Source organism: Butyrivibrio hungatei (genome assembly GCF_900101605.1).
Taxonomy (GTDB): Bacteria; Bacillota; Clostridia; order Lachnospirales; family Lachnospiraceae; genus Butyrivibrio; species Butyrivibrio hungatei_B.
Map to the genome: position 1 here is coordinate 1 of NZ_FMUR01000019.1, position 14038 is coordinate 14038.

Here is a 14038-nt window from a genome sequence, read left to right on the forward strand (position 1 = left end):
ATAAATATAAACCTTCAGAGCGTAAAGTCGATCTATATGATATAGGAGATGGTCTTACACTCGTGAATATAGTTACGAAGAATGAAGCTGGTAAAACAAAAGCAGTTCATACGTATATAGGTTATGAAGGGGACGGTTTTGTTTGCGTTGCTCATTCCGAAGGTCTTGATCAGCCGGGAGTCATTTATAGTTATTCAAGTCATGTCAGGATGCTTAATGCTAATCTTCCATATCTGCTTGATTGTTTCTGGTCTAACGTAAAACAATAAACAGAAACCGGGATTGGAGTTCAATTCCGGCTGAAATTATTTTGGTCATTGAGTGGTAAAAACATTGGAAGTTATGAATGAAGAAACAGCTGTCATTTTGGAAGTGAGAGCATGTTGAAGATAACAAAATATAATAAATAATAACGAAAGATAAAAAATATAGTATAATAATAACAAAAGATAAAATACGAAGTACAAGGATAAAAGTGGAGGAAAGATGGAAAAGCGAGTTGATCCGTTTACCAGAACACCGGGGATTGCAGGAGCGGCTTATATTGATACATGTATAGCTGATGAGATCATCAATAGTTTTACAAGCGAGGAGTCCTCGAAATATGTTTATAAGATAACCGGTATAAGGGGATCCGGCAAATCGGTAGAATACGGGAATGTTATACGTGCGCTTAAAGCTGATAAGAAGTGGCTGGTATATCCTCTTTCTGCTGCAGGAGATGCTGTTAAGACTCTTATATCCAAACTCAGTATGGAGAGCTTTATAGATTCCAAGAGTAGGGTAACTGAGGTAAGTGTCGGGAAAAAGGTTTCCGATAATGAGCATTTTTATTCTGATGAAGCGATGCTTACTAAGATGGTAGCAGAAGCAAATAAGAAAAAATATAATGTTTTGGTTGGAGTAGATGATATTTCCAAGACGTCGGAAATGATCAGACTTTTATCGATGATAGGTTCGATGATACTTGAAGGAATGCATATTTATTTGCTGGTAACAGGTTTGGCTGAAAATATTGAGGAGTTTTCATCAGAAAAAAACCTTACTTTTTTCAAGAGAGCAGATGAACTTGAGATAAAGGGATTAAACAAATATGATATTACGGCCATGTATCAGAAACTGTTGAAAATAGATGCTGTGGAAGCAAAAAAAATCGAAGAGGAAACCAAAGGATATGCTTATGCATATCAGGTACTTGGGTCTCTTTATTTCGGTAAACAGAAGAATGAGACACTAAACGATATCATTCCCGAATTTGAAAGGATAATGTTTAGAGATTCATATGATCTGGTTTGGAAATCTTTGAGTAACGGTGAAAAAGAAGTTGTCAGATGCATATGTAAGACCAAAGACGGTAAAGCTGAAGATATTAAAAAACTTATGGCGAATGCAGCTTCGTATTCGGTTTATAGGAGCAGATTGATAAACAAACATCTTGTCAGCGACGAAATAAGAGGATATATGAAGCTCAGACTTCCGCATTTTGACAAGTTTGTAGAGATTTGGGGAGAAGATTAAATACATCTGCACACCGGCGCGAAGGAAGCAGGCGCGAGCTTAGCTGATATTGAAGATGATAGGCTCGATGGTATCTGAGGAAATGGTAAGCGAAAAGGAAATAATGACAGACAAGGAATTTATTGATAAATACGGACAAAAACTTAATAATGAGCAGATTGCAGCTGTAAGAGCGGTTGAGGGCTTCGTTCTGCTTCTTGCAGTTCCGGGAAGCGGCAAGACAACGGTCCTTATAAATCGTCTCGGATATATGCTCTATGTAAAAGGAATACGACCTGAAAATATACTCACTCTTACCTATACCGTTGCCGCAACAAAGGATATGGCAAGACGATTTGAATCTGTATTTGGAAGAGCTTCCTCTAATTTACTTGAATTTAGGACAATTAATGGAATCTGCTACGAGGTCATAAGAGAATATGGCAGACGTATCGGCAAAAAACCTTTTGATCTTATAACGGACGATAAGTTATCCGGAAAAATCCTTACAGACATATATATCGACGTAATGGATGAGTATCCCACAGAAAGCGATATAAAGAACGTTCGCACTCTTATAACATATTGTAAGAACATGCTTCTTACGGAAGAAGAGATAAAAAAGCGCGGAGAAGACGAAGGACTAGACCTCTTTAAAATATACGATCGTTACAATGCAGAATTAAAAGCAAGAAGTTTGATGGATTATGACGATCAGATGATCTATGCCTATAGAATGCTCAAAAGCTCTTCGGAGATGCTTTCTTTTTTCAAGAACAGGTACAAATACATATGCGTAGATGAAGCACAGGATACTTCAAAAAGCCAGCATATGATAATCTCACTTCTTGCCGGAGAAAACGGTAATCTTTTCATGGTGGGAGATGAAGACCAGAGTATTTACGGTTTTAGAGCTGCATACCCCGATGCACTTCTTAATTTTGAAAAAGACCATAGAGGTGCAAGAGTTCTCGTAATGAATAAAAACTACAGATCAAATGCCAAGATTGTTGAGACGGCAGATCTTTTTATACAAAAGAACTTTAACCGCCACAATAAGCATATGTGCGCAGAAAGAGAAGCTTCTTCAGAAGTAAATTATGTAACATTAAAGAGCAGAGAATCGCAATATAAATATCTTTTTGAAATGGCCGGGGCAAGTGATTCAGGGCTTGCGATTCTCTATAGAGATAATGAAAGTGTTATTCCGCTTATTGATCTTCTCGAGAGAGAAGATTTTTCTTATAGAATAAAAAGCACTGATATGTCTTTTTTCTCAAACAGAGTAGTGGTTGATATTGCCAATATACTGAAATTTGCGTTAAATCCGTCGGATCCTGCGCTTTTTATGAATATCTACTTCAAGTTCCAAACATATCTTCGCAAACCTGATGCAGAGAAAATGATCTATATAGCAGACAGAAAGCACATCGGTATTTTGGATGCCGCAGAGAGTATTGATCTAAACGGGAGAGTCCTCGGGAATGTAAGGTCTCTCAGAACACATTTTAGAAACATGGCTATGGAGCCTCCGGTCAAAGCACTTAATCGTATTGATAAATATATGGGATATGGTGATTATCTGAAAGATAATAACATTGCCACAAATAAGCTCTTTATATTAAAGATGCTGGCAAAAAAAGAAAAGACCATTTCCGGTTTCCTTGAAAGGCTCGACCTGCTTCGCAAGATACTGACGGAAAAGAGAGAAGACTATAGGGCAAAACTTATTCTTTCGACCATCCACTCCAGCAAGGGGCTTGAATATGATAATGTTGTTCTGATGGACGTGATAAATGGCGTATTTCCCGGCAAGATGATCAAGAACTTTAAGAGCGCAACACCACAAGAAAAGCGCGATTACGAAGAGGAGCGCCGAATTTTTTATGTGGGCATCACAAGAGCAAAAGATAATCTGACAATACTTAAATACGATGATGCACCATCGGTATTTACAGGCGAGCTTTCTCCCAAGAAAAAGAAGGATACGGCAAAAACGCATGCAAATGCGAAAAAGGTAGAAAACGTTTTGTTAAAATCGACTCCGCTTCTAAAAAAGAAATCTGTTCCGGTTACATCCGGCGTAAACGTTCCGGACAATCTTATTATCGGAGAACGGATAATTCAGACAAAATACGGAGAAGGCATTATAACAGATGTTTCTTGGGATGATGATGAAGTGCCGACCAAGTTCACCGTAAAATTCGATAATGGAATAGAAAGGAAATTTGTATATCCCTTTGCATTTACTACCGGGATGAGGATAAAACAATGAGGACCGCACTTGATTATAGAACAACAGGTGTTATGAAAATTCTGTGAATCCTGCGCCCATCTGCTTTACAGCAGTAATGCGATAATGTACAACTATTTTTGGACGTGGAAAACATTGGGGAATAATGACAGAAGATATTAAAACAAGATATAAATATTGGGAAAGAGTCTGATGGTTATGGAAATTTACTATCGCAAGAAAGGCTAAAAATGAAAAGAAAAATATTTCCGTTACTTTTACTCACTGTTTTTACATTATGTTTATCATCTTGCCATGGCAAAACGACAGATACAGAGGCAGCGAAAGAGCAGGACAGTTCTGCAAAGAATGAAGAAACCGGAACGGGTGGTGATACCAAGCAGGAATCTGAGCAGAAAGATTGTTTATTATGAGACCGGTGATAATTCTGTAGGATCTATGTATCTTATGAAGAATTAAACGGACATGCGGAACTTACCAGAATGAAATAGCATAAAATATATTACTTGAAAAGGACAAACAATGAGATTACGAATAATACTTCCGCTTTCTATACTTATACTTGCAACCGCATGTGAATCCCAAAATAAAAAACTGATCGAAATGGAATCTGAGCTTGTTCAAGATCAGGGAAGTGCTCAGATCAGTGTTTATAATGATGATTATATGGATCATGGCAAGAAAAAGAATTATACCTACATTGATATAATCAAAGACAATGAAGTCAAAGCAACCATAAATACATATCGCCATCTGGATAAAGTTACCGATATGGATTGTTTTGACTTTAATGATGACGGAATAAAAGACATTGCAGTTATAGGTGTTTCGGATTCTGAAAACATGGTTTTAATATATGAGGCTACGTCTGAATATCAGTATGAGGTATTTTCCGGATGGAATAGTGTGGGAGCGGCTATTAATGAGTCGTTAGATGATGATTTTTCTATGGTCACATTAAAGAATATATTGTCGAAAGGCGCATCTTATTCGACAGAGATCAACGCGGAAAGAGCGGAAAGGGCGATAAGTGCGGCGCAAGAAGTTACGTATAGTGATTACAAGGCGGCGTATATTGGTTTTCTTAAGGTTATTGATGAGTGTGGAGTTGATGAATATGGTTACCCGGGAGGTTCATATTCTATATATGACATCGACAAAGATTCGATACCTGAATTAATTGTACACTATGGTGAATGTGAAGCTAATTATCATGCATTTGTATTTACATATACTGATAACAAAGTTAAGTGCATTGATGAGATAGGCACCGGTCACAGTGAGTTCTATGCATATCCAAGCGGCAATGGAATACTGCAATATTGGGCTCATATGGGAGGTGAAGAATTTACCCTTTTTTCTTTAAATAATAATGAGCTAACAGCAAAAGAATTATATTCCGGAAGTACTGAGTATGAAGATCCGGAAACCGGAGAATATGATATAAATTTCACACCTGTAAGGAATGTAGTGCCTGATGCATATTTTCTTACATCATTTGCGCCTGATAATGTAATTCCGATAGAAAAATATGAGATTATCTCAGCATATGTGCCATCTCAAGACAATGCGAATTATACCTTCCCGAATAATAATCCAAATTTTTACTCGGAAATCATGGAAAAAGACAATATTCTGAATGCAGTATCCAGGTACAGAAACGATCCGATTTACAAAGATATTCATTTTAGTGACTTTTTAAAAAAAATAGAACATTCTCAATCGGAAATACAGGATATAACATATGCAGATCTTAATTTAGATAATGTGTATGAATGTATTTTTTATGTTCTGAAAAAAGATAGTGAAGATTCTATTCGTATAATTCTGAGTAAGCAGGGAGAAAAAATTTATGCATATTATGATTCATCTTACATGGCAAGCACCGGGTGGGGGGATGCTGAAAAAACCGATATTACAGAAGATGGATTCTTTATAGAAGAGCCTAATGAACATTTTTTCCAAAATCGAGTGATGTATGATAAAGAAAAATGGTTCTACTATTCCGCGCCTTATTGATCTGTAGCCATGAATAAGAGGTCGACATGAAGAAGAAAAACATAACAGCCATTGGCATAGCATTGATGATTTTAATAATAACCGCAGGATGTGGTTCAAATAAGAATTCAGACAACGAGTCCGGCGTGACCGACGAAGCAGCAATAGTTTTAAGCAATGAGGAGAGTACCGCAAACACTGAAGATGCTGCTTCGGAAGAATCTTCGGTCACCCCAAGAATATATGAGAAGCATATTGCAGATTATAATTCGTACGATGAACTTATTGAAGATATAAAGAACTTCCTGGATGTAATGGGAGAATCGGATACAGATACTTTTTTTGATCGGGCGCAGCAGTATGAATGGTTTACATTTTGCATGTGGCAGGATTTAAACAACGATAGTTTTGGATATTTACAAGTGGATATTGATGGGGACGGAGTAGACGAATTACTTTTGGGAACTACCGGCTCGGAAGAAAATCCAAATGATGCGTATATTGACAATATGTACACCATTAGAGACGGAAAAGTTGATCCTGTATTTGAAAGCTATTCAGAAAGAGAGTGCTATGAATTATGCGAAGATGGTGTAGTTAAATATGATTTTAACTTTCCTCCTATGCCTTATGGTGTTGAATATTATAGGTGCAAGGCCGGAAACTTGGATCTTATTGAAGGTATACATTATGAATTCGAATGGTCTGATGACGTGTTTCAGAATCATTTCTACTATTATGACAGCTCTTTGCAGAATCGTGAATTGACTGAAAAAGAGTATGATGAGATGAACGAAGAGCTTGAGCAAAAATATAACAGACCAAAGTTTCAACTTCATCCTTTCAAGGATTAACCATGGTATTACATAAATAAAGACTATAGCTATCGAATAATAACGCATGATATGAAAATTTTGTGAATCCTGCCTGTATTCGCTTTACAGCGGCATTATGATAATGTACAACTTTTTTATATATCATAATTCAGGAGGAAATTTTTTCTATATGCATCGTAAGATTGAGTGGGATGTAGTTATTACAGCAGCGCTTATAGGAGTTATAAGCATCATTGTACATTGGTTTATGGGAAAAGATAAATCAATAAAACTAACCGGAAACAGTACTTTCTATACAAGTGTTGGCATTGGAATAATTGTCATGATTGCGGTGTATATGATAGGCCATAATCTGATAGCAAAGCGGGCAAAAGAGATTGCGGTAGGCATAATACTGATTCTGGTATTTCTTAGGTTTCAACCTGAAAATATGTATCTTGGATTTGGCTCTGTGAAAGTCTTGACTGCGGCGGTGATGTGTCTTTATGTTCCGGTTTACGGAGCGGTTCTGCATAAATACAGGCGCGGCGGGATTTTGGAGCTTCTAAAGGCAATACTTTGGATGATTGTTCCCATTTTGATCATACATAAAAGCACGCGCGTGATGACGGAGATTGTGCTTTTGTCGGCTATGATCATGCAGCTTTTGTATTGTATCAAGAAAAGATGGTTTAAGATAAATTTTCTTTTGTCTCTGGCAGCACTTGCTGTTATCGTGTTTGCTGCATCGGTATTTGTCGATAAGACCGGAGTGATCGCTAGATGGGGACATAAAACAATGAGCAATGTCTTTTCACTGGACGAATCAACGGTTCAATCTTTCTTTGATGTGAATCTTGTCGGAAGTTCGGGAAAAGAGAATTTGAAATTTTTACCAAAGCCCGACCTGGATTATCTGCTTGCATATCAGGCAAATCGATATGGACTTTTACCGGCGATCGGCATTGCGCTTCTGGTTATAGCTGTTATCGCATTTGGCTACAAGTCGGTCTTTAGGTGTAAAAACGATCTCAGTTTCCTGATGGGAACAGGGTGTCTTAACGTCCTTTTGGAAAATACAGTGATCAACATATTTGAAAATACCGGAACGATACCATACACTGATACGTTCTTGCCGTTCTTTTCATCACAAACGAGTTATATTGTGATGGCTTATATCTTTGTGGGAATAATACTCAGTGTTTGCAAAGGAAAAGGCACAAGAGACAGGTTCTTTAGATATGCTGTAAGGAACTTGATGCGCTACTGAATGATTTAAGTTGGAGGAGCAAGAAGAGATGATGAATAAGAAACGTATTTTTTATCTAAGCTTACACCGAGTCTCAATTATCGGAGATAAAAAAGATGATCGGCGACGATGAAGTGTACGATGATTACTTTAAGTTTGGAACTGAGATAGGAGCGGTTGATTATAAGGATACCGAAACCAAGACAGGCGAGAAGTGCAGAGTTGTGGATTGCATTGTCCCTACTTATGGCGTGGAATATAAGGCTGTGATGACGGATAGCGGAAAGATATATCTTAGTCTCAATGTAGGTGGCGAAGGCGATAAATTATATACAAACGATTCAGAATATACAGAAAAAAACGTGCCTGAAACAGTGGAGGAGTGACGGTAGGTTAAGGAAATATGGGTTTGTAAATAACTCTTTGAAAAACTGCTTGAAAATTTCACTCTACGCTGCTTAAAAATGAAGAACACAGATAGAAGGAGTGTATTTGAAGTGATTTATCTGTGAAAAATTGAAGAAATAGCAAAAAAACACAGATAGAAAAGTATGTATGGAGCGATTTATCTGTGAAAATGTAAAATAACAAGTGTTATGAGGTGAAAAAACTCAGATAGAAAAAGTGTGTATGAGGCAATTTATCTGTGAACATGAAAAAACAGCTGTTTAGAAGTAAAAATATCATAGATAAAAAGCAGGATTCTTTTCCTTGATTTTTTGGTGGTAAAAGTGTACGCTATATGTGTTCATACAACTGGCGGATAAGTGGGTAACCACATGGGAGTATGGAAATATATTATGAATGTCGACCGCCTGGGCAACCGCTTTTGTGGATGCTCAGGCGGTTTTTTTTAAGTAATCACTAGGTTCGGTATTTTCGAACTGTAGTGTACTACTTAGTTCCGGCGAGCGAATGCGAGAGCGGAACTTCCTTTAAGTAATCACTAGGTTCGGTATTTTCGAACCGTAGTGTACTACTTAGTTCCGGCGAGCGAATGCGAGAGCGGAACTTCCTTGTTACAAGCGAGTTCAGTGATATATACGGAGGAAAAGAAATGGTAGATTTGAAGCAGGAAATTTCACGCACAACATACCCGGGAAGAGGTATTGTTATCGGCTTTACAGCTGACGGCAAGAAGGCAGCTTGTGCTTACTTCATCATGGGAAGAAGTGAGAATAGCAGAAACAGAGTATTTGTTGAAGACGGAGAGGGAATCCGTACACAGGCATTCGATCCTTCCAAGATGGAAGATCCAAGCCTTATCATTTATGCACCTGTACGTGTTCTTGGAAATTCAACGATCGTTACAAACGGCGATCAGACTGATACAGTATATGACCTTATGAAAGAGGGTAAGACATTTGAGCAGGCTCTTCGCACAAGAGAGTTTGAGCCCGATGCTCCTAACTACACACCTCGTATTTCAGGTATCATGAACGTTGAAAACGGCAAGTACGACTTTTCAATGTCTATCTTAAAGAGCAACAACGGTGATCCTTCATCATGCCAGAGATTTACATATTCATATGAGAACCCCAAGGCAGGCGAGGGATACTTCATTCACACATATATGAAGGACGCAAATCCCCTTCCCAGCTACGAAGGAGAGCCTACACTTGTAAACATCGAGGGAGACATCGATACTTTCACAAATAATGTGTGGGAAGCCCTTAACGAAGATAATAAGGTATCTCTTTTCACAAGATTCATTGACATCGAGACAGGTAAGTACGAGACAAGAATCATCAATAAGAACAAGTGATATAATATCGCAAGTTTTATTTGTAACGCGCATGATTGCACGTTTTTAGAAGGAACACGGTAATTCGGATATCATATAACAGGAGAATCAATATGAACGAAATCGAACTTAAATACGGATGTAACCCCAATCAGAAGCCTTCAAGGGTTTATATGGAAAACGGAAAAGATCTTCCCATCGAAGTACTTAACGGAAGACCGGGATATATCAATCTTCTTGATGCTTTGAACGGATGGCAGCTTGTTTCTGAGCTTAAGAAAGCTACAGGACTTCCTGCGGCAACTTCTTTCAAGCACGTTTCACCTGCAGGTGCCGCTGTAGGAACACCTCTTTCAGATATTGAAAAGAAAATCTATTGGGTAGAGGATCTTGGCGAGCTTTCACCTCTTGCAAACGCTTATGCAAGAGCTCGCGGAGCTGACAGAATGTCATCTTTCGGAGATTTCATCTCTCTTTCTGATGTGTGCGACAAGGACACAGCAATGCTTGTAAAAAGAGAAGTTTCAGACGGAATCATTGCTCCAGGCTACACAGATGAGGCACTTGAGATCCTTAAGGCTAAAAAGGGCGGAAACTACGCTGTTATCAAGATTGACGAGAACTATGTTCCCGATGCGATTGAGAAGAAGCAGGTGTTCGGCGTAACTTTCGAGCAGGGACACAACTTTATCGAGATCGGTGAGGACATGCTCACAAATATCGTTACAGATAACAAAGAGCTTCCCGAGTCTGCTAAGATTGATCTTATCATCGCACTTATCACACTTAAATATACACAGTCCAATTCAGTTTGCTACGTAAAGGGCGGACAGGCTATCGGGATCGGAGCAGGACAGCAGTCAAGAATCCATTGCACAAGACTTGCAGGTTCTAAGGCTGACAACTGGTTCCTTCGTCAGGCACCTCAGGTTCTTAACCTTCCTTTCCTTGATAACATCAAGAGACCTGACAGAGACAACGCAATCGACCTTTACATCGGTGCAGATTACATGGATGTTCTTGCAGACGGCAAGTGGCAGAACATCTTTAAAGAGAAGCCCGAAGTATTCACAGAGGCTGAAAAGAGAGCTTGGCTTGACAAGAACACAGACGTAGCACTTGGCTCAGATGCTTTCTTCCCCTTCGGAGATAACATCGAGCGAGCATTCAAGAGCGGTGTTAAGTATGTTGCACAGCCCGGCGGATCTGTTCGTGATGACAACGTTATCGAGGCAGCAAACAGCCACGATATGGTAATGGCATTTACAGGACTCAGACTTTTCCATCATTGATGCGCACAGATAAAAACTTGATCAGTACATGAATCATACGGATATCTTATATGACAGCATGTCGAAGATTTCCGACAGATATAAAGCCGGTAGGCTGACCTGACGAAACAGGCAGTTTATCGGCTTTATCTTGTATTGGCGCAGTTTGTAAATAAAAATAGTGAAGAAATGACATTTTTTGCAAAATAAAAAAGTGAAGAAATGACATTTTTTGAAAAAAGAAAAAGTGAAGAAATGACATTTTCTGACAATAAAAATATTGAAGAAACGACATTTTTATAATAAAATTATGTTGATAAAATGTAATAAACCCTGTATCGTTAACAAAGAGGTCAATAAATGTTTAGAAGAAAAGTATTTGAAGAACTTACGGATTGGAAAAACAACTATGCACCAAAATACGCAGCTTTGCTTGAGGGTGCACGGCGAGTGGGAAAATCTACCATAGCGGAAGAATTTGCAAAGGCAAACTACAGATCATACATAAAGATTGACTTTGCTAACATTACGCAGGAACTTCTGGACGTATTCACGGATATAGCCAATCATAAGATGTTCTTTTTGCGATTACAGGCTGTGACAAACGTTACGCTATATCGAAGGGAATCGGTAATAATTTTTGATGAAATTCAGCGTCAACCACTGGTACGTCAGGCAATAAAATATCTGGTTGCTGATGGCACATACGACTATATAGAAACAGGGTCACTTATCAGTATAAAGAAAAATGTTAAAGACATCGTTATACCTTCAGAGGAGCATAAGATTCCTGTGTATCCGATGGATTATGAAGAGTTCATGTGGGCAATAGGAAATGACACATATCCATTACTCCGTGACCTATATAAGATGGGGACGGAAGTGGGAAATGGGACAAACAGAAAACTAATGAGGGATTTTAGAATATATATGGCTGTGGGCGGGATGCCTCAGTCTGTAGAAGCCTATGTAAGTGGAAAAAACTTTTCTGAAATTGACAGAGTAAAACGTGACATAATTGAACTTTACATTGATGATTTCAAAAAAATAGACAGCTCGGGGATTATTGGCAAGATGTATGAGTCTATACCCAGCCAGTTGGCTACAAACAAGAAGAAATATGTTATTGCAAAGGCGACAGGAAAGCGGAAGACAAATAAAGATGTGGAAAGAATGTCCGATCTTTTGGATTCAAAGACAGTAATTGCATGTTATAACACGTATAATCCCAGCATAGCATTGGCACAGTCTAAAGATGAAGATACGTTTAAGCTATATCTGTCTGATATTGGTCTGTTTACAACAATGATCTTTAATGCTTCACCTAAGACAGATGAAAGTATATATAGCAAGCTTCTTGGAGATAAGTTGCCGGCAGACCTTGGATATCTTTATGAAAATGCAGTTGCACAGATGATAACCGCAACAAACAGAGCAGCATATTACCATACATGGAAAAAAGAAAACAGCACACATTATTATGAAGTTGATTTCTTGATTCAGGATAAGACAAAACTGCTCCCTTTGGAAGTAAAGTCTTCAGTTACCAAAAGGCATGAGTCCATAGATTCATTTTGCAAGAAGTATTCAAAATATGTTTCGCAGGCAGTGCTTCTGTCGCAAAAGGATGTTGGAAAGGATAATAACTTACACTTAAAGCCGATCTACATGCTTCCGTTTATAATAGAAGAACTGTAATATATTTTGCCAAATAAAAATTATTCATATTATATTATAACTATGCTTACATACGATTTTTCGAAAGGGGAAGGCCCCCTTTATCAGAAACTGTACAATTTTATAAAAGCTGACATCACCAAAGGAGTTCTTTTGCCCGGGGAAAAGCTTCCGTCGAGGCGGAGTCTGTCGGGAAATCTTGGGATAAGCACGGTAACGGTGGACAATGCCTACGATCAGCTTGTGGAAGAGGGATATATAGAGGCTGTGCCAAAGAGGGGATATTTCGTTGCCGAGACTTTGAAGATTTCTTTTCCCGAGGAGAAAAAAAGTGATTATAAAGCGAAGGCAAAGAAAACGAAGGACGAGTATGACTTTGATTTTTCTTTGAGCCGTCCGGCGGCGGAGACATTTCCTTTTTCGGTGTGGGCGAAGCTGACAAGAGAGAATGTTGCGGGAAGGAGCGACAAACTTCTTGAAGTTTCGGAAAGTAGCGGTATTTATGAGCTTAGAGAGGCTATAGCGGGGCATCTTGCGTCATTTCGGGGACTCCATGCATCACCCGATCAGATTGTCGTGGGAGCGGGAACCGAGTATCTTTACGGACTTATAATAAAGCTTCTTGGAAAAGACAAGAAATACTGCGTTGAAGATCCCGGCTACCGAAAGATAAGCCAGATCTACGAAGCTGAAGGAGTAAAACATGCTTTTGGCAAGATGGATAGTTCAGGGCTTCTTGTCTCGGAACTTGTGAGGACAAAAGCTGATATTGCGCATATAAGCCCGACACACCACTTTCCGACGGGGATAACAATGCCCATAGGAAGGCGCGGCGAGATAATGGCATGGGCAATGGAAGAGGAAGGAAGATACATTGTCGAAGATGACTATGACAGTGAGTTCAGGCTGAGGGGCAACCCCATTCCGCCGCTGCAGAGCATGGATACGTCAGAGAAAGTTATATATATCAATACTTTTTCCAAGTCGCTTACTTCCACGATACGAATAGGATACATGGTGCTTCCCGCGCATCTTGCGGAGCGCTTTTACGAGAAGCTGTCCTTTTATTCCTGCACGGTCCCTACGTTCGATCAGTACAACTTATCGGATTTTATCAAAAAAGGATATTTCGAGAAGCATATAAACAGGATGAGGCATCAGTATACAAGAAAGCGTGAGAGCGTCCTTGAGATAATAAAAAGAGAGCTTGACGGCGTAGATTACAGACTTATCGAGAATGATTCCGGTCTGCATTTTATCTTGCAGCTTTTTACAAAGCATACGGACAAAGAGATTGAAGATATGCTGAAAAAAAGCAGGATAAAAATCTCTGCGGTTTCGGATTACTGCATGGAAACTCCCGATAAGCGGCTGCAGGGGCGATTTATAATAGACTATTCCAATCTTGATACAGGTCTTTTGCCCAAAGCGTTGCAAACGTTAAGGTCCTGCCTGTGAAAAAAAGTGGTATTAAAAAATAATATAAAATTATGTATTATATAAATACCATGACGGTGTTATATTTTAAAAGCC

Annotated in this window: 12 protein-coding genes and 1 riboswitch; all 12 genes read left to right on the top strand. The window is 38.8% G+C overall.

Going from position 1 to position 14038, the window contains the following annotated elements:
• Nucleotides 1-269, top strand: a 269-nt coding sequence (locus BLP87_RS13565; protein ID WP_242871870.1) for a hypothetical protein, incomplete at its 5' end; no start/stop codon positions are given.
• Between the two features lie 217 nt (nucleotides 270-486).
• Entirely contained in the window at nucleotides 487-1518 is a 1032-nt protein-coding gene (locus BLP87_RS13570; RefSeq protein WP_074463151.1) for a hypothetical protein, read from the top strand.
• Nucleotides 1519-1600: 82 nt separating this feature from the next.
• The gene (locus BLP87_RS13575; protein ID WP_242871871.1) at nucleotides 1601-3772 is read left to right on the top strand and encodes an ATP-dependent helicase; all 2172 of its coding nucleotides are present in this window, start codon (nucleotides 1601-1603) and stop codon (nucleotides 3770-3772) included.
• Nucleotides 3773-3981: 209 nt separating this feature from the next.
• A complete protein-coding gene (locus BLP87_RS13580; RefSeq protein WP_026654061.1) occupies nucleotides 3982-4164 on the top strand; it encodes a hypothetical protein in 183 nt (60 codons plus the stop codon).
• 109 nt (nucleotides 4165-4273) lie between these two features.
• Nucleotides 4274-5770 carry a hypothetical protein gene (locus tag BLP87_RS13585; protein WP_074463152.1) on the top strand — a complete coding sequence of 499 codons (1497 nt, stop codon included), beginning with the start codon at nucleotides 4274-4276 and terminating at the stop codon, nucleotides 5768-5770.
• Between the two features lie 26 nt (nucleotides 5771-5796).
• A complete protein-coding gene (locus tag BLP87_RS13590) occupies nucleotides 5797-6603 on the top strand; it encodes a hypothetical protein (protein WP_074463153.1) in 807 nt (268 codons plus the stop codon).
• Nucleotides 6604-6754: 151 nt separating this feature from the next.
• Entirely contained in the window at nucleotides 6755-7834 is a 1080-nt protein-coding gene (locus tag BLP87_RS13595) for an FtsW/RodA/SpoVE family cell cycle protein (RefSeq protein ID WP_074463154.1), read from the top strand.
• 95 nt (nucleotides 7835-7929) lie between these two features.
• Entirely contained in the window at nucleotides 7930-8199 is a 270-nt protein-coding gene (locus BLP87_RS13600; protein WP_074463155.1) for a hypothetical protein, read from the top strand.
• 356 nt (nucleotides 8200-8555) lie between these two features.
• A riboswitch (ZMP/ZTP riboswitch) is annotated at nucleotides 8556-8641 on the top strand.
• A gap of 229 nt (nucleotides 8642-8870) precedes the next feature.
• Nucleotides 8871-9578: an IMP cyclohydrolase gene (locus BLP87_RS13605; protein WP_074463156.1), complete on the top strand. Its 708-nt coding sequence runs from the start codon at nucleotides 8871-8873 to the stop codon at nucleotides 9576-9578.
• Between the two features lie 92 nt (nucleotides 9579-9670).
• Complete coding sequence (locus BLP87_RS13610; RefSeq protein WP_026654067.1) at nucleotides 9671-10849, top strand: phosphoribosylaminoimidazolecarboxamide formyltransferase; 1179 nt, start codon at nucleotides 9671-9673, stop codon at nucleotides 10847-10849.
• Between the two features lie 339 nt (nucleotides 10850-11188).
• Nucleotides 11189-12526, top strand: coding sequence for an ATP-binding protein (locus BLP87_RS13615; protein ID WP_074463157.1), 1338 nt, complete (start codon nucleotides 11189-11191; stop codon nucleotides 12524-12526).
• A 6-nt stretch (nucleotides 12527-12532) separates the two neighbouring features.
• Entirely contained in the window at nucleotides 12533-13963 is a 1431-nt protein-coding gene (locus BLP87_RS13620) for a MocR-like pyridoxine biosynthesis transcription factor PdxR (RefSeq protein WP_330390077.1), read from the top strand.
• Nucleotides 13964-14038: the final 75 nt, after the last annotated feature.

Bases quoted from the DNA above. Each gene is read 5' to 3' on its own strand.
- BLP87_RS13580 (WP_026654061.1), top strand. From the start codon at position 3,982: ATGAAAAGAAAAATATTTCCGTTACTTTTACTCACTGTTTTTACATTA.
- BLP87_RS13575 (WP_242871871.1), top strand. From the start codon at position 1,601: ATGGTAAGCGAAAAGGAAATAATGACAGACAAGGAATTTATTGATAAA.
- BLP87_RS13605 (WP_074463156.1), top strand. From the start codon at position 8,871: ATGGTAGATTTGAAGCAGGAAATTTCACGCACAACATACCCGGGAAGA.
- BLP87_RS13585 (WP_074463152.1), top strand. From the start codon at position 4,274: ATGAGATTACGAATAATACTTCCGCTTTCTATACTTATACTTGCAACC.
- BLP87_RS13610 (WP_026654067.1), top strand. From the start codon at position 9,671: ATGAACGAAATCGAACTTAAATACGGATGTAACCCCAATCAGAAGCCT.
- BLP87_RS13615 (WP_074463157.1), top strand. From the start codon at position 11,189: ATGTTTAGAAGAAAAGTATTTGAAGAACTTACGGATTGGAAAAACAAC.
- BLP87_RS13595 (WP_074463154.1), top strand. From the start codon at position 6,755: ATGCATCGTAAGATTGAGTGGGATGTAGTTATTACAGCAGCGCTTATA.
- BLP87_RS13570 (WP_074463151.1), top strand. From the start codon at position 487: ATGGAAAAGCGAGTTGATCCGTTTACCAGAACACCGGGGATTGCAGGA.
- BLP87_RS13600 (WP_074463155.1), top strand. From the start codon at position 7,930: ATGATCGGCGACGATGAAGTGTACGATGATTACTTTAAGTTTGGAACT.
- BLP87_RS13590 (WP_074463153.1), top strand. From the start codon at position 5,797: ATGAAGAAGAAAAACATAACAGCCATTGGCATAGCATTGATGATTTTA.